This is a genomic window from Nocardia sp. NPDC058058 (genome assembly GCF_042885355.1).
In the GTDB taxonomy this organism is placed as follows: domain Bacteria; phylum Actinomycetota; class Actinomycetes; order Mycobacteriales; family Mycobacteriaceae; genus Nocardia.
This window is the reverse complement of sequence record NZ_JBHVSA010000002.1, coordinates 868,510-884,347: the sequence shown is the minus strand read 5'-3', so window position 1 is coordinate 884,347 and position 15,838 is coordinate 868,510. Positions and strand designations below refer to the sequence as shown.

Sequence of the window (15,838 nt, the reverse complement as noted above, 5' to 3'; positions counted from 1 at the left end):
CTTCGCTTACTTGAATCCGACGGTGAAGTCGTGACCCCACAGGCTCACCGCGGTGGATTCCCGCGCGATCCAGGACTCGTCCTCGACTTCCAAACCCTCGCAGCCGAATTCGATATCGAATCCGCCCGGTGTCTTCATATAGAACGAGAGCATCTTGTCATTGATATGCCGTCCCAGCGAGGCCGACATCTTCACCTTGCGCCGCTTGGCGCGATCCAGGCACATGCCGACGTCGTCGGAATTCTCCACCTCGACCATCAGGTGCACGATGCCGGTCGGGTTGGGCATGGGCAGGAACGCCAGCGCGTGATGGCGCGGGTTGCAGCCGTAGAACCGCAGCCAGGCCGGTTCGCCGTCGGCGGGGCGGCCGAGCATCTGCGGATGCAGCTTCATCGAGTCGCGCAGCCGGAAGCCCAGTACGTCCTGGTAGAAGACCTGCGCCGCGGCATCGTCGTCACAGGTGAGCACGACGTGGCCCAAACCCTGTTCGGCGGTGACGAACTTGTGCCCGTACGGGCTGATGAAACGCCGCGCCAGGTACTGCGAGCCGTGGAACGCCTCCAGCACATTGCCGGACGGATCCTGGAACGAGATCAGCGCCTCGACGCGACGGTCGGCGACCTCCTCCTTGGTGCCCTCGCGGAACGCCACCCCGGCCTTGGAGAGCTTCTCCCGAAGCACCTGCAGTGCGGGGCCGTCGGTCACCTCCCAGCCGGAAACCTGAAGCCGGTCAACGTCGCTCGGCACGATCACCAGGCGCGCCGGGAAATCATCCATGCGCAGGTAGAGGGCGTCCGGATCGGGTCCGGTGCCCTCCATCATGCCGAGCACCTTGAGCCCGTACTCACGCCAGGCCGCCATATCGGTGGCCCCGATGCGCATGTATCCGAGTGCTCGAATGCTCATGCTCACTTCTCCTTGACGCCGAGCAGGAAGTCGGTTGCCAGGCGGTTGAATTCGTCGAACTTCTCCAGCTGCGCCCAATGTCCGCAGCCGCCGAATACATGCAATTGCACGCGCGGCACCATCTTCAGCGCTACGAGCGCGCCGTCGATCGGGTTCACCCGATCCTCGCGGCCCCAGATCATCAGCACCGGCTGGCGCAGTTTGAACGCGTCACGCCAGATCATGCCCTTGGCGAAGTCGGCTCCGGCGAAGGAGCGTCCCATCGCGCGGGTGGCTTCCAATGATTCGGGCTTGCTGGCGGATTCGAAGCGCGCGTCGATGAGTTCCGGCGTGATCAGCTTCTGGTCGAAGACCATGATCCGCAGGAACGCCTCGAGGTTCTCGCGCGTCGGCTCGTAGTTGAACTTCGACAGCAGCTTGACGCCCTCGGTGGGGTCCGGCGCGAACAGGTTGGTGGACAACCCACCCGGACCCATCAGCACCAGTTTGCCCGCGCGATCGGGGTAGTCCAGCGCGAACCGGGTGGCCGCGCCGCCGCCGAGCGAATTGCCGAGCAGGTGCACGCGTTCGGTGATGCCGAGGGTATCGAGGAGATCCTTCAGCGCCGAGGACGAGTGCACGAAGTACTGCGGGTGCTCGGTCGGCTTATCGGACAGCCCGAAGCCGGGCTGATCGACGGCCAGCACGTGGAAGTCCCGCGCCAGCACCGGAATGTTCTTGGCGAAGTTCGACCACGACGACGCACCGGGACCACCGCCGTGCAGCAGCACGATGGTGGGGCCGTTGCCGACGCCCGCCTCGTGATAGTGCAGCTTCAGGTCGGGGCGGACCTGCGCGTACTTCGAGGTCGACTCGAAGGTGATGTCTTCAACAGTGGTCATGGACTACACCATCGTGTCGGTGATCGGCAGCCCGAACGCGTGCGTGCCGTACATGACGTAGGCGCGCTCGGCGTCATTGGCCGCGTGCACCCGCCCGGCGTGCGCGTCACGCCAGAAGCGCTGCAGCGGAGTGCCATTGGCGAGCGCGGTGGCGCCCGAGGCCTCGAACAGCTTGTCGATGGAGGCGACGGCCCGGCCGGTGGCGCGCACCTGGTCGCGACGGGCGCGAGCGCGCACATCGAACGGAACGTCTTCGCCGCGAAGCAGATACGCGTATTCGTCCGCGACATTGCCGGACAGCTGACGCCAGGCGGCGTCGATATCGCTGGCGGCCTCGGCGATGCGCACCTTGCCGAACGGATCGTCCTTGGCGTTCTCACCGGCGTAGGCCGCGCGCACGCGCTTGCCCTGATGCTCCACGTGCGCCTCGTACGCGCCGTAGGCCATGCCGACGATCGGGGTGGAGATGGTGGTGGGGTGGATGGTGCCCCACGGCATCTTGTACACCGGGTCGGTATTCTGCTCCAGGCCAGGCGATTTCAGCTCGCCCATGGCGCGGAAGCTGAGGAACCGGTGCTTGGGTACGAAGACATTCTCCACCACGATGGTGTTGGAGCCGGTACCGCGCAGGCCGACCACGTTCCAGACATCCTTGATGTCGTATTCGCTGCGCGGGATCAGGAAGCTGCCGAAGTCGACCGGCTTGCCGTTCTTGATCACCGGGCCGCCGACGACCACCCAGTCCGCGTGGCCGGAGCCGGAAGACCAAGCCCAGGAACCGTTCACGGTGTAGCCCGAGGCGTCCTCGGTGACCACGCCGGCGCCCATGGGCGCATAGGAGGAGGAGATGCGGACGTCGGTGTTCTCGCCCCAGACCTCTTCCTGCGCACGCTGATCGAACAGCGCCAGGTGCCAGTTGTGCACGCCGATGATGCCCGCGACCCAGCCGGTGGAGCCACAGGCGCTGGCGATCTTGCGGACGGTGTCGTAGAAGACGACGGGGTCGGCGGCGTAGCCGCCCCACTGCTTGGGCTGCAGCAGCTTGAAGAATCCGGCGGTCTGCAGGTCCTTGATGGACTCCTCGGGGATCTGCCGGAGATCCTCGGCCTGCTGGGCCCGCTCGCGGAGAGTGGGCAGCAGGGCTTCGACCCGCTCAACTACTTCTTGCGTCATCGCGCCAGTTGCTCCTGCCTGGTGAATCGGGCGGTTCTCGTTTGTCTCTGAGACTAGAACACGTTCTTATTTCTGTCGAGAACAGGTGGCCGCTATATGCCACGCGCGCGCGTTGTTCGCCTCACGAGGCGTTTTGTCCATTGATTGGACGAACAACTGGCGTGAAGCGCCGCATTTTTGTAACGTGTTCTAGTACTTCCAGAGGAGGATCACGATGTCAACAACCCCACCGGGGCCCCGTGGGAAGGTTCGCGAGATCGATGTGGGTGCGATGCCCACCCGCTACGCCCGGGGCTGGCATTGCCTGGGACTCGCCAGCACCTTCCGTGATGGCAAGCCGCACTCGGTTCAGGCCTTCGGTACCAAGCTGGTCGTCTTCATGGACAGCAAGGGCGATCTGAAGATCCTCGACGGCTACTGCCGGCACCTCGGCGGTGACCTGTCCATGGGTGAGGTCAAGGGCGATTCCATCGCCTGCCCGTTCCACGATTGGCGCTGGGGCGGCGACGGCAAGTGCACGGGCATTCCCTATGCCCGGCGCGTACCGCCGCTGGCTCGCACCCGTTCGTGGACCGCGCTCGAGCGCAATGGTCAGCTGTTCGTCTGGCATGACCACGAGGGCAGCAAGCCCACCGACGAGGTGACGATCCCGTACATCGACGGGCCGTTCCAGGATAAAGACGGCAATGCTCTCGAGGAGCTGTCCGGCGACTGGACCCCGTGGACCTGGCACTCGATGCTCATCGAGGGCGCCAACTGCCGCGAGATCATCGACAACGTCGTGGATATGGCGCACTTCTTCTATATCCACTACGCCTTCCCGACGTACTTCAAGAACGTCCTCGAGGGTCACGTCGCGACGCAGTTCCTGGAAACCAAGGGGCGCCCCGATATCGGCGCGGCCGCCGAGGCCGGGATCGATTCGCTGCTCAAGTCCGAGGCGTCCTACTTCGGTCCGTCGTACATGATCAATCCGCTGCTGAACAGCTACAGCGGTTTCGAGGTCAAGACGGTGCTGATCAACTGCCACTACCCGGTCACGCAGGATTCGTTCGTGCTGCAGTGGGGTGTCACGCTGGAGAAGCCCAAGGGCCTGCCCGACGAGCAGGCCGCGGGCTTCGCGCGCAAGATGACCGACGGCGTCTCCGAGGGCTTCCTGCAGGACGTCGAGATCTGGAAGCACAAGTCCAAGATCGACAATCCGCTCCTCACCGAGGAGGACGGCCCGGTCTACCAGCTGCGCCGCTGGTACGACCAGTTCTACGTGGACGTCGCGGATATCGATCCGAAGTCGCAGCAGCGCTTCGAATTCGAGGTCGACACCACCAAGGCCAATGAGGCCTGGGGCATCGAGGTCGAAGAGAACATGCGCCGCAAGCGCGAAGCCGCCGAAGCCGCAGCGGCTTCCGAGGAGGCGAGCGTCTGATGACCGCCTGGGCGAAAGCACCCGATTTCGCGGACCGTCCGGAGCGGCGGGCGCAGGTGCGCGCCCAGACGGTGCTGGACAAAGAGCATTACATGGAATCCGGGATGACACCGATCGCGTGTGCGTCCTGCGGCACCGAGGTGCTGGTGCGCAAGCACAGCAGCAACCAGAAAACCGTGCAGTGGACGGTCAATCCGGCCGAACACTGCCCGGTATTCCGCAAGATGGCCGAGGCCGGTCCGACCTTCGGCAAACCGGATTCCTGCCCGAACCTCGAGAAGACCATCGACCACGCCGTGGCCGAGGGCCTGCTCGAAATAGACGACTAGTCCAGACGGAAGTCGGCGAAGTCGAAACCCGGTGCGACGACACAACTCACCAGCACGTAGTCGTCGCCCGCCGGGCGGGCGGCCTGGCTCACGCCGCCGGGGATAACCGCCTGGGGCCGCTGCCCCTGCTCGACATCGGGTCCGAGGACGATCTCCTCGCCCCCGATGTTCAGCAGCAGCGGGCCGCCCCGATGCCAGAACCAGATCTCGTCCGAACGCACCGTATGCGGTGCGGATTTCTCACCGGGCAGCAGCAGGAAATAGATGGCCGTCGCGCTGGAGCGCGGGCCGCCATAGCCTTCGGGCTCGAATTCGACCGCGCTGCGCCAGGTCTCGCGATACCAGCCGCCCTCGGGATGCGGCGACATATCCAATTCTTCCGCCAGCTTGGGCCTTTCGATGCTCATGGCCTCCACAGTAGGTTCGGCCGCCGGGTATCGCGGACCGGCTGCGCTGACGAGGTGGTTGATTCTATCCTCGATTAGGTGAAAGGGTAGGCAAACCTTAGCCGCCGAATAGCCGTGTGAATCGAGGACGACGTTGCAGCTGTCCAGGCGTCAGATGTTCCAGGCGGGTGGAGGACTCGGTGTACTCGCACTGCTCGCGGCCTGCGGAGGGAATGACTCCGTCGGGTCCGGGGAGGCGTCCGGGCCGCCCCGGCGCGGCGGCACCCTGCGGGTCGGCGCGCTCGGCCGGACCGGGGCGATCACCCGGGATCCGCACGGGTCGCAGGCCAATGAGAGCGACTATCTGATTCTCAGCCTGCGATACGACACCCTGACCGTGCCCGGCGACAAACCCGTCACCAAACCGCGGCTGGCGGCGTCCTGGCAGTCCTCGGCCGACCTGAAGACCTGGCGGTTCACGCTCGCGCCCGGTGCGAAATTCCACGACGGCAGACCGGTCACCGCCGACGATGTCGTGTATTCGCTACGGCGGCTGCGCAATACGCCCGCCGGAGCCTCCCGGCTACCCGGCGTGCGGGCCGAGAGCATCACCGCCGACGGGCCGGGCACCGTCGTGCTCGTCTCGGACTACCCGAATGCCGACTTGCCGTTGCTGACCCGGCTCACCACCTTCGTGGTGCCCGCCGGAACCACCGATATCGAGAATGCCCCGGGCACCGGGCCTTTCAAGCTGGAATGGTTCCGCGGCGGCAATGCCCGGCTGGTCCGCAATCCCGACTGGTACGGCGGCGAGGTGTATCTCGACGCCATCGAGGTGAGCATTTTCGAGAGCCCGCAGGCCATGTCCACGGCATTGCTCGCCGGGCAGATCGACCTGGCCTCCAACGTGGGCGCGGTGGCGGCGCGGACCGCCAAGGACCGCAAGGATATTCGCACCCAGCGCCGTGCGAACGATATGGCCATGCCGATCGTCATGCGCACCGCGGCGGGCAGCCCCTACGCCGATCCCCGGGTCCGGGAGGCACTGCGCCTGGCGGTGGATCGGAAAGCCATGGTGGCACAGGCACTTTCGGGCTACGGCAGCATCGCCAACGATATTCTCGGCACCGGGGACCCGGACTACGCCCGCGATATCCCGCAACGCGCTCGCGACCTGGATCGAGCGAAATCGCTACTCGCCCAGGCGGGTTTCGACACCGGCAAGACCTACCAGCTGTACACCACCGAGGACATCTCCGGTCTGGCCGAATCCGCGGCCCTGTTCGCCACCCAGGTCCGCGAGGCGGGCGTCAAGATCGACGTGGTGAAACAGGAATCCGGCGCCTTCTGGGATTCCACCTGGCTGCACGGCGACCTCTACACCGGCTACTGGGGCACCAACGACTCCGTGCTGTTCTTCGCCAGCAAGACCATGGTCACCGGCAGCGGCCAGAACGAAACCGCCTGGAGCGAACCCGAATTCGACGCCGCCTACCAGCGCGCCGTCTCCACCGCCGACCCCGCCGCCCGCACCACCCTGCTGCATACCCTGCAACAACTCGAATACGACCGCTCCGGCTACCTCCTCTGGGGCATGGCCGACGGCATCGACCTGGCCCGCACCCCCGTCCAGGGCCTCCCCACCCTCCCCGGCTACGGCCGAGTCCAACTCGAACGCACATGGCTGGCGGGCTGAACCCCACCCGGCCGACCGCCGCCGCCGCACAGCCGTCGGACGCGGCACCAACGTCGCCACTTCCGACCGGCGACGAAGCCCTCGGCGGGACAGCGTCCGCCGCCCAGTCGGCACGCACGTCGCCAGTCACACCCGCTGATGAGATACCCGGCGGGAAGGCGTCGTTCGACGACCCGACCACCGTGAGCGGCAACCCGCCCGACGCCGTGGTTCCGGCATGGGCACCGGGCGACTCGGCCTCCGATCGACCGACAGGCCGTGACCGATCGGAGTCCGAGCACGACCAAGTCGACGGGCAGCCGTCGCGAGAGAGCGCGAGCGACGGGAGTCGGCGGCCGCTCACGCCGATCGGGCGATCGAGGCTGGCAACCACCTGGCGGCTGGTGTCGGGCTTCGCGATCGTGGTGCTGAAACGGGCTGTGCTGCTCGGGATTCTGCTCGCCGTGGTGTTCGTGGCGGTAGACCTGTTGCCCGGGGATGCGGCTCGGGCGACGGCGGCACGGGGGGAGAGTGCCGCCGATGTGGCGCGGCGACGGGTTGAGTTGGGGCTGGATCGGCCGGTGCTGGAACGGTTCTGGGAGTGGATGAGCGGGTTGCCGCGCGGGGACCTCGGGGTTTCGGCGCGAGGTGTGCCGGTGCGGGAATTGGTGTCCGGGGCGTTTCCGAACACGCTGTTGCTGGGTGGGCTGGCGCTGGCGTTGACGGCGGTGTGCTCGCTCGCGCTCGCGGGTTGGGCGGCACTGCGGCCCGGGGGATGGGTGGATCGGGTGGTATCCGGCACGGCGACAGCGGTTTTGGCATTGCCGGAGTTCGTGGTGGCCATCGCGCTGGTGGCGGTGCTGTCACTGTGGACGGGATGGCTGCCCGCCGTCACCATCGCGGGATCCGATGGCGCGCCCGCGTCCTGGGACATGCTGGTGCTGCCCGTGCTGGCGCTGGCCATTCCGCAGACGGGATGGAATGTGCGAATCGCGCGGGCCACCCTCGCCGATGAGGCTCGCGAGCCGCATGTGGAAGCCGCTGTCCTGGACGGGCTCTCACCCGGGCGGGTGCTGCTGCGGCATGTGCTGCCGGGGGCGCTGCCCGCCATCGTGGCCGGTCTCGCCACCTCGACCGGCATGCTGCTGGGCGGTGCGGTCGCCGTCGAGGTCGTCTTCAACTATCCGGGCATCGGGTCGGTGCTCGCTTCCGCCGCGACCGATCGTGACGCACCCCTGGTCGCCGGGGTGACGGCGCTGACCGGTGCGGTCATCACCGTTGTATTGCTGATCGCGGATATCACCCGCGATGTTCTGGCGGGAGGCCGTCGATGAGCGGCGGGCCACGGGCATCGGCCCGGCACGGCAGCAATCAGCCGGGCATCGGCGAGAGGTACCGGCCATGAGACGAAGACTGCTCTCCGGCACAGCGATTCGACTGTTGCCCGCGCTGCTGCTGATCGTGCTCGCGCTGGTGGGACCCGTGCTGGCCCCGCATGCCATCGATACGCCGGTAACGGGACCGTATGCCGAACCTGGTGCGGGTGCGGCGCTCGGCGGGGATCTGCTGGGGCGTGATGTGCTCAGCCGATTGCTCAGTGGCGGGCGCGAACTCGTGGTGTCCGCACTGGTGGCTGCGGCCCTGGTGACCGCGATCTCGGCGGTGCTGGGTGCGCTGGGTGCGCTGCGCCCCGGGATCGGGCGGGTGATCGACCGCACCGCCGATCTGCTCATGCTGTTGCCCGCGGTGCTCGGCCTGCTGCTCATCGCACTGGCCTGGCGAGACGGTGGCCGGTACACGATCGTGCTCGCAGCGGTCCTGCTCGGCGTGCCCTACGCGGTGCGCCTGGTCGCCGGTGCGGCCGCCCCCATCGCCGCGTCCGGCTATGTGGAAGCCGCCGCCGCGGGCGGTGAACGCCTGGGCCACCTGATCTTCCGCGAGGTGCTCCCCAACCTCCGCGCCACCCTGCTGGCCCTGTTCGGCCTCCGCTTCGTAGCCGCCACCTACCTGGTGGCCACCGCCGGATTCCTCCAAATCGGCCCGCACCCACCCGCCGCCGACTGGGCCCTGATGATCCGCGAGAACGGCCCCGGCATCATGCTCAACCCCTGGTCGGTGGTAGCCCCCGGCCTCCTGATCGGCCTGCTCGCCATGAGCGTCAACCTGGCCGCCGCCGCTCTCACACCCCAACACGGCCGAAAAGCGGTGCGCCCATGACGACTTCCCGGCTGAGTCCACAGCAGGTTTCCAAGTACGGTCGCGCGATCGGCGCCGGCCACACATCGCGGCGTGACCGCAACAGTGCGTCTGTGACCAGCGGGGGCCGGGACGCCGACCCGGGCGTGATGGTGCATCCCCGCATGGAACACCGGCCGAAGCAGTCGCCGAAAAGGGCCGCACCGGTGGTGTATCCCGGATACACGACGCCGTTCTTTCGAAAGGCGGTGCGTTGGTGACGAATTCGAGCCCCATGGTGCGGGTCGATGGCTTGTCGGTGGCGGTCGACGGGGGATTCCTGTTGCGCGAGGCGAGTTTCGAGGCCGGGGCGGGGCGATTGGTCGCGCTCGTCGGGGCGTCCGGGGCGGGCAAGACCACGTTGTTGCGCAGTCTGACCGGACTGCTGCCGCCCGGTTCGGCGCGGGTAGCGGGAACTGTCGAGGTGCTCGGTCATGACATCTTTGCCGCCGATGATCGGGGACTGCGTGAATTGCGGCGTACCCGAATGGCGTTCGTGGGGCAGGACCCGGGGTCCGGACTGAATCCGCGAATGAAGGTCCGCAGCCTCATCCGTGAGCTCGCCGTCGATCCCGCCGAACTTCCCACCTTGCTCGCCGAGGTCCAACTCCCCGCCGAACCCGTGTTCACCGCGCGGCGACCCGGTGCGCTCTCCGGTGGCCAGCAGCGCCGGGTCGCGCTCGCCCGCGCCCTGGCCCGGCACCCGGATCTGCTCCTACTGGACGAGCCGACGGCGGGGCTGCACCCGACCCTCCGTGACGAAATAGGCGACCTGCTGGTCCATCTCGCCCGGACCCGCGGCCTCACCATCGTTTTCGCCTGCCACGATCCGGAGCTGGTGGCCCGTATCGCCGACGATGTCGTCGACCTGAACCCGGGTGCATCCCAGGCCGCGCCGAGCACGCCGCTGTTGGAAACCGCATCCCTCGCCTCGCTATCCGCGAGTGGTCCGGAACCGTCGGATCCCGGACCTGCGACGGCAGCGGGGGCCACGCCGACCGACGGGCGGATATACGCCGTGCGAGCGGGTATGTTCGCGGACGCGGAACCCGTTGTGGCGGAGCGGGAGCCGCTGCTCTCGGTGCGTGGGGTGGTAGTCGAGTTCCCGGGAGGCCCGCGTGTGCTGCACGATGTCGACCTGGTGGTTGCGGCAGGGTCCGCGGTTGGTGTCGTGGGTCCTTCCGGGTCGGGGAAGACCAGCTTGGCGCGGGCCGTCGTGGGGTTGCAGGGAGCGAGTTCGGGAAGCATCGCTTTGGACGGCCTCGCCCTTCGGCCGCAGTGGCAGCGGCGGAATCGGGAGCAGCGCAGGCGGATTCAGTTGGTACCGCAGAATCCTCTGGGTGCGTTGAATCCGAGTCGCACCGTGGGGGAGACGCTGGCGCGGCCCTTGCGGTTGCATCGGCGCTCCGGGTCGGTGGCGGCGCGGGTGGCCGAATTGCTGGAGCAGGTCGAGCTGGAATCCGGTTTCGCGCAACGGTATCCGCATGAATTGTCCGGTGGGCAGCGGCAGCGGGTGTCCATCGCGCGGGCGTTGGCGGCGGAGCCGGAGGTGCTGATCTGCGATGAGATCACCTCCGCGCTGGACCGCAACACCGCCGCCGCGATCATGGACTTGCTGGCCGGGCTGCGCGAAGAGCGCGGTGTGGCGCTGGTGCTCATCGCGCACGACCTGGAGTTGATAGCCGAACGCACCGAGTCGGTTACCGTGCTGGATAGCGGTCGGGTCGTGGAATCGGGCAGCACCGCAACGGTTTTCGCTGCGCCCGCGCATGCGGCCACCAGGGCGCTATTCGGGGGCGCGACGGTCGCGGGCCGCTGAGCTGTCACGGGCGCCCGCAGCGTGCCGGGGCGCTCGGATCGGTTGCCGGTTTCCCGTCAGCTGAAAGGGGATTCGGGTCGTTCCTCGCGGACGCCGTCCACCCAGATGTCGACCTTCTCGTTGTAGAAGCTGGCGAAGCCCGCGATCTTCTGGCTCTCCGCGGTGGGGGTGCGGTAGATCCAGACGATGTCGCGGTAGATGTCCTCGCCGAGTTTCACGCTCCAGTATTCGGCGTTGCCCTTGTACGGGCAGAGCGTTTCGGTGTCGGAGTCCTCGAGTAGATCCAGGCGAATATCGGTGAGCGGCAGGTAGTAGCGCGCGGGGAGGCCGGTCTCGAAGAGGATGCGCGGGTTGCGGGATTCGGCCACGGTCTGCCCGTCGATCTCGACGCGGATATGCCGGGAGCTGGAGAGGATGTCCACCCGGTGGAAGGGGTCGCGGGGATGGCCGTAGATGGGCTCGTCCTCTTCGAACCAGGCATCCATGGCCGTCGGTTCGAGCCGGACCAGGTCCTGTAGCTCGGGGGTGGGGGAGTCGAGGTAGCGCACGGCCGCGCCCGGGGCGGTATGACCGTCGGCGATGACATCGAAGCCGACAGGTGTACCGAGGTGGTTCGCGGTGCGGGTGTCGCCGGTCGGCTCGAGCTTGACCCGCAGTTCATCGGCCGGGAAGTAGTAGGTGGGGAAGTAATTGTGCTCCCACACCAGCCTGGACTCGATGGTGTCGACGGCCAGCTGACCGCCCAGATAGACGCGTACTCGTTTGGCACACGGCAGCACGCGCACCTGATCCGTCTTCGTTTCGGACATACCTCCCGACGGTACTCCGGGGCGGAAGGAGCAGGCCCGCTATGGTGTTCGGGCAACATTCGAGCAATAACCTGAAGGCGGCCAGATGTCGGAAACGCTCAGCACCGAGCAGCAGGGACTGCGGACCGGGCTGCGCCGCCGCCACATGACCATGCTCGCCATCGGCGGCGCGATCGGCGCGGGCCTGTTCGTCGGTAGCGGTTCGGTGATCGGCACCGCCGGCCCGGCCGCCATCCTGTCCTACGCCGCCGCCGGACTGCTCGTGCTCTGCGTCATGCGGGCCCTCGGCGAAATGGTGGTCGTCCGCCCGGTCGCGGGCTCGCTCGCCGAATACGCGCGCATGTCGATGGGCCCGTTCGCCGGATTCACCATCGGCTGGCTGTACTGGTACCTCTACGTCATCCTGGTCGGCGCGGAAGCCGTCGCGGGCGCGGCCATCCTCGCGAACTGGATCGATCTGCCGCAGTGGGTGCTCTCGGCCGCACTGCTGACCCTGATGACCGCCGTCAATCTGGTCTCGGTGAAATCGTTCGGCGAGTTCGAATTCTGGTTCGCCTCGATCAAGGTCGTGGCCATCGTGCTGTTCCTGGTGATCGGCGCGGCCTGGGTCTTCGGCCTCTGGCCGGACGCCGAGAGCGGTTTCGGCAACCTCACCGCATTCGGCGGTTTCGCACCCAATGGCATTACCGGCATCTTCTCCGCCATCGTCATCGTCATGTTCGCCTTCGGCGGCACCGAGATCGTGACGGTCGCGGCCGCCGAATCGAAGGAGCCCGGCCAGGCCGTGGCGCGGGCCACCAATAACGTGCTGTGGCGCGTCGGCCTCTTCTACGTGGCCTCGATCTTCCTGGTCGTGACCATCCTGCCGTGGAACGACGCCCACGTACTACAGAGCCCGTTCGTCAGCGCCCTGGACCATATGGGCATTCCCGCCGCGGGCACCATCATGCAGGTCGTCATCCTGACAGCCGTTCTCTCCGTTCTGAATTCGGCCATCTACGTTTCCTCCCGGATGCTGTATGTCCTCACCCGCGACGGTGACGCCCCCGCCGCCCTGGTCAAGGTCAACAGCCGCGGCGTCCCTTCGCGGGCAGTGCTGCTCGGCACGGTCGCGGCGTGGGGCGCGGTCATCGCCTCCTACGTCTCGCCCGACCAGGTCTTCACGTTCCTGGTGAACTCCATCGGCGTCGTCCTGGCCTTCGTCTACGTGGCGATCATGCTCTCCCAGTTGCGTTTACGCGCCCGCCTGCGCCGCGAGGACCCCTCCGCGCTCACCTATCGCATGTGGGGCTACCCCTACATCTCCTGGGCCGTGATCGTCGCCATCCTGGCGGTCTTCGTCGCTATGGCCACCAATCCGGATCAGCGAAACCAATTGCTGGCCTCCACAATCAGCCTCCTGGCGGTGGCCGCCCTGTACCCGCTCCGCAAACGCTTCGGCAAGAAGCCGCCCGTTCACGAAGTGGAAGTGCTGCGGCACTGAGTATTCCGGGGCCTACTCGATGGGCTCCAGCAGCACGGCCGTGCCGTAGGCCGCCACCTCGCTCATGGTGTTGGCGATCTCATTGCAGTCGAAGCGCATGGCGATCACCGCGTTCGCGCCGAAGTACATGGCGTGCTGGCACATTCGCATGACCGCCTCGTGGCGCGACTGATAGAGCAGCTGCGTGTATTCGTGGATCTCGCCGCCGCCCAGCGCGCGGAATCCCGCGCTGAAGTTCGCGCCCAAACCACGACTGCGAACGGTCAGGCCCGCCACCTCGCCGAAGACCCGCACGACTTTGCTGCCGGGTACGTCGTTCATGGTGGAGACCAGGATCGGGAACTGCGGCGCGGGCTGCTGCTGCGGCGGTTGCTGCATGCCCTGCTGGTACGGCTGCTGACCCTGCTGCGGGTGGGGAAACTGCTGTTGGGGCGGCATGGGCTGATTCATGATCGGATCGTACGACGGCCGCGCGCGCTCCCGGAGGGTGCGAGATGAAAGGTTCACCTGGCGGCAAGAAAAAGGGGAGCACGCGGTCGAGCGTGCTCCCCGTGGCGTTCGCGCCGACTACGCCGGGCGGGCCAGCGGACGGGCCGGGGTGCCGAAGAGCTGGGCGTCACCGTGGGCGCGCTTGAAGAACAGGTGCGCGTCGTGCTCCCAGGTGATGGCGATGCCGCCGTGCAGCTGAACGGTTTCCGACACCACCGAGTTGAGCGTGGTGGTGGCGTGGATGCGGGCCGAGGCGACGTCGATGGCTTCGGCGGTGCCGTTCGCCAGCTCCGATATGGCCAGGTAGGCGACCGAGCGGGTGGATTCCACCAGCACGTACATATCGGCCATGCGGTGCTTGAGGGCCTGGAAGCTGCCGATCGGGCGGCCGAACTGCACGCGGGATTTGCTGTACTCGACCGTCATGTCGAGGCAGCGCTCGGCCGCGCCGAGCTGTTCTGCGGTGACCGCGGCCCAGGCGATTTCGCGCAGGCGCGGCAGATCGACCGTGCCCAGCGCACGCGCCGGGGCAGAGGCGAACTCGATGGTCGTCAGGCGGCGGGTCGGGTCCATGGTGGGGACGACCGTGCGGGTGACGCCCTCGGCGGCGCCGTCGACCTCGTAGAGGCCGTCGGCGGTGAGCACCAGCAGGGTCTCCGCGTATGCGCCGTCCAGCACGTAATGCGCGGTGCCGGAGACGGTTTCGCCCTCGGCACGGACGCCGAAGGCGTCCCAGCCGGACGGTCCGGCCCAGCACAGCGCCAGGGTGCGCACACCCTCGGCGACCTCGGGCAGCAGCCGCTCATTGGCCTCGGCGTCGCCCGCCAGCAGCAGCGCCTGTACACCGAGCACGGCGGAACCGAGCATCGGCGGCGCGGACAGCGTACGACCCAATTCCTCGACCACCAGCAGGGATTCGACCAGGCCGACGCCGACGCCGCCGAACTCCTCCGGAATGGCGAGCGCCGCGACGCCCACCTGCTCGCACAGCAGCTTCCACAGCTGCTCGTCATAGCCACGCTCGGCCTCCAGCCCGCGCCGCATGGCCGCGCTGTCACCGTGCTTGGCCAGCACCGCGCGCACGGTCCCGGCGAGTTCCTGCTGCTCAGCCGTAATGCTCATGCGTCGGCTCCCATCGTGTCGAGCTGTCGTTGAAGGTGATTCACGCCGCCGCACCGTCGCGCAAGGCGGTCGCGATGCGGGTGCGGTGGAAAGCCGGTGTGCCCCAGGCGGAACGGAGCGCGGTGACCTTGGTCAACCACAGCGACAGATCGCATTCGGCGGTGTAACCGATCGCGCCGTGCACCTGGAGGGCGATGCGGGCCGCCTGGTACGCCGCCTCACCGCAGGCCAGTTTGGCCGCGGAGATATCGCGAGCGCGCACGGTGGCGTCCGCTCCGGCCTCCAGGGTGAGGGCGGCACGGTAGAGCAGCGGCTGCGCCATCTCCAGCCCGATCGAGACATTGGCCAGGTGATGCTTGATGGCCTGGTACTGGCCGATCGGCTTGCCGAACTGCTGGCGCTGCTTGACGTACTCGACGCTGGTGTCGAGCAGTGCGCGACCCGCGCCGAGCAACTGCGCGGCAGTGGCCAGCGCGGCGGTGTCGAAGGCCAGATCGATTGCGGCGCCGACGCCTTCGCCCTCGGCGAGCACCGTGTCGGCGGTCACCGGGAAGAGGCGGCGGGCGGCGTCGACGGATTTGGCCTGCTCGCCCGCGACGGCGATGGAAACCCGATCACCCTCGGCGAGCAGCACCAGATCGGCGATATCGGCGTCGAGCGCCACCGGGGTGCCGGATGCGGCGAGCGCGCTGGCTCCCGACGTGGATCCCGTGCCGGGGGCGATGGCGAGGGTGCCCAGCTTCGCGCCCTCGGCGAACTGCGGCAGCCATTCCGCCGCCGCGGCCGCATCCGGAAGCGCCTGCAGCAGTGCGGGAATCGCGGCGGCGGTCTCCACCAGCGGTCCCGGCGCGGCGGCCCGGCCGATCTCGGTGAAGGCCACGATCAACTCGACCGGCCCCGCGCCGAAGCCGCCGTTGTCCTCGGTGATGGTCAGGCCCAGCGCACCGGCTTCGGCGAGCTGTCCGAGCAGCGCCTTCCCGGACGCGGAATCGCCCGCGCCCCAGGCGCGTACGACGCCGGGCGTCTTGGCCGCCTCGCCCATTTTGCGCAGGCTGGCGGCGAAATCGATCTGTTCAGCGGTAAGTGCGAATCGCATGTCGTCCTC

At 67.6% G+C, this 15,838-nt stretch carries 15 protein-coding genes; 7 read left to right on the top strand and 8 right to left on the bottom strand.

Annotated elements, in window-relative coordinates:
* Window positions 1-6: 6 nt before the first annotated feature.
* Genes hsaC through hsaA form a run of 3 tightly spaced genes read right to left on the bottom strand, consistent with a single transcriptional unit; the run spans window position 7 to window position 2,960 of the window.
* Window positions 7-906: an iron-dependent extradiol dioxygenase HsaC gene (gene hsaC / locus ACFVUS_RS18735; RefSeq protein ID WP_387767441.1), complete on the bottom strand. Its 900-nt coding sequence runs from the start codon at window positions 904-906 to the stop codon at window positions 7-9.
* A 2-nt stretch (window positions 907-908) separates the two neighbouring features.
* Complete coding sequence (gene hsaD / locus ACFVUS_RS18730) at window positions 909-1,787, bottom strand: 4,5:9,10-diseco-3-hydroxy-5,9,17-trioxoandrosta-1(10),2-diene-4-oate hydrolase (protein WP_364637768.1); 879 nt, start codon at window positions 1,785-1,787, stop codon at window positions 909-911.
* A 3-nt stretch (window positions 1,788-1,790) separates the two neighbouring features.
* Window positions 1,791-2,960 (bottom strand): 3-hydroxy-9,10-secoandrosta-1,3,5(10)-triene-9,17-dione monooxygenase oxygenase subunit, encoded by a 1,170-nt coding sequence (hsaA, locus tag ACFVUS_RS18725; RefSeq protein ID WP_387767437.1) that lies wholly within the window; start codon window positions 2,958-2,960, stop codon window positions 1,791-1,793.
* A gap of 214 nt (window positions 2,961-3,174) precedes the next feature.
* On the opposite strand from hsaA, the gene ACFVUS_RS18720 reads away from it, so the two are divergent.
* Together ACFVUS_RS18720 and ACFVUS_RS18715 are read left to right on the top strand one after the other, a co-directional pair.
* Window positions 3,175-4,386: a Rieske 2Fe-2S domain-containing protein gene (locus ACFVUS_RS18720; RefSeq protein ID WP_387767434.1), complete on the top strand. Its 1,212-nt coding sequence runs from the start codon at window positions 3,175-3,177 to the stop codon at window positions 4,384-4,386.
* The gene (locus ACFVUS_RS18715) at window positions 4,386-4,715 is read left to right on the top strand and encodes a hypothetical protein (protein WP_364637774.1); all 330 of its coding nucleotides are present in this window, start codon (window positions 4,386-4,388) and stop codon (window positions 4,713-4,715) included. The genes ACFVUS_RS18720 and ACFVUS_RS18715 overlap by 1 nt, the downstream gene beginning before the upstream one ends.
* Here the strand turns inward: ACFVUS_RS18715 and ACFVUS_RS18710 are convergent.
* Window positions 4,712-5,122 (bottom strand): cupin domain-containing protein, encoded by a 411-nt coding sequence (locus ACFVUS_RS18710; RefSeq protein ID WP_387767430.1) that lies wholly within the window; start codon window positions 5,120-5,122, stop codon window positions 4,712-4,714. The two genes, ACFVUS_RS18715 and ACFVUS_RS18710, sit on opposite strands and share 4 nt — an antisense overlap.
* Window positions 5,123-5,255: 133 nt before the next feature.
* Between ACFVUS_RS18710 and ACFVUS_RS18705 the strand changes: the two genes are divergently transcribed.
* The 4 genes from ACFVUS_RS18705 (at window position 5,256) to ACFVUS_RS18690 (ending at window position 10,830) form a co-directional block, all read left to right on the top strand.
* Window positions 5,256-6,797: an ABC transporter substrate-binding protein gene (locus ACFVUS_RS18705; protein ID WP_387767427.1), complete on the top strand. Its 1,542-nt coding sequence runs from the start codon at window positions 5,256-5,258 to the stop codon at window positions 6,795-6,797.
* A gap of 383 nt (window positions 6,798-7,180) precedes the next feature.
* Complete coding sequence (locus tag ACFVUS_RS18700) at window positions 7,181-8,110, top strand: ABC transporter permease (protein WP_387767424.1); 930 nt, start codon at window positions 7,181-7,183, stop codon at window positions 8,108-8,110.
* Window positions 8,111-8,177: 67 nt separating this feature from the next.
* Window positions 8,178-8,993 (top strand): ABC transporter permease, encoded by an 816-nt coding sequence (locus ACFVUS_RS18695; protein ID WP_387767421.1) that lies wholly within the window; start codon window positions 8,178-8,180, stop codon window positions 8,991-8,993.
* A gap of 235 nt (window positions 8,994-9,228) precedes the next feature.
* On the top strand, window positions 9,229-10,830 hold the full coding sequence (locus tag ACFVUS_RS18690; RefSeq protein WP_387767418.1) for an ABC transporter ATP-binding protein: 1,602 nt from the start codon (window positions 9,229-9,231) through the stop codon (window positions 10,828-10,830).
* A 56-nt stretch (window positions 10,831-10,886) separates the two neighbouring features.
* Here the strand turns inward: ACFVUS_RS18690 and ACFVUS_RS18685 are convergent, their stop codons facing one another.
* Window positions 10,887-11,639, bottom strand: a complete 753-nt coding sequence (locus tag ACFVUS_RS18685; RefSeq protein WP_387767415.1) for a DUF427 domain-containing protein — start codon at window positions 11,637-11,639, stop codon at window positions 10,887-10,889.
* Between the two features lie 85 nt (window positions 11,640-11,724).
* On the opposite strand from ACFVUS_RS18685, the gene ACFVUS_RS18680 reads away from it, so the two are divergent.
* Window positions 11,725-13,122 (top strand): amino acid permease, encoded by a 1,398-nt coding sequence (locus ACFVUS_RS18680; protein ID WP_387767412.1) that lies wholly within the window; start codon window positions 11,725-11,727, stop codon window positions 13,120-13,122.
* A 12-nt stretch (window positions 13,123-13,134) separates the two neighbouring features.
* On the opposite strand, the gene ACFVUS_RS18675 is transcribed toward ACFVUS_RS18680, so the two are convergent.
* From ACFVUS_RS18675 to ACFVUS_RS18665, 3 genes are all read right to left on the bottom strand, one after another.
* Entirely contained in the window at window positions 13,135-13,458 is a 324-nt protein-coding gene (locus tag ACFVUS_RS18675) for a heavy metal-binding domain-containing protein (RefSeq protein WP_375963870.1), read from the bottom strand.
* 231 nt (window positions 13,459-13,689) lie between these two features.
* Entirely contained in the window at window positions 13,690-14,733 is a 1,044-nt protein-coding gene (locus ACFVUS_RS18670; protein ID WP_387767409.1) for an acyl-CoA dehydrogenase family protein, read from the bottom strand.
* A gap of 40 nt (window positions 14,734-14,773) precedes the next feature.
* Window positions 14,774-15,829 (bottom strand): acyl-CoA dehydrogenase family protein, encoded by a 1,056-nt coding sequence (locus tag ACFVUS_RS18665; protein ID WP_387767406.1) that lies wholly within the window; start codon window positions 15,827-15,829, stop codon window positions 14,774-14,776.
* Window positions 15,830-15,838: the final 9 nt, after the last annotated feature.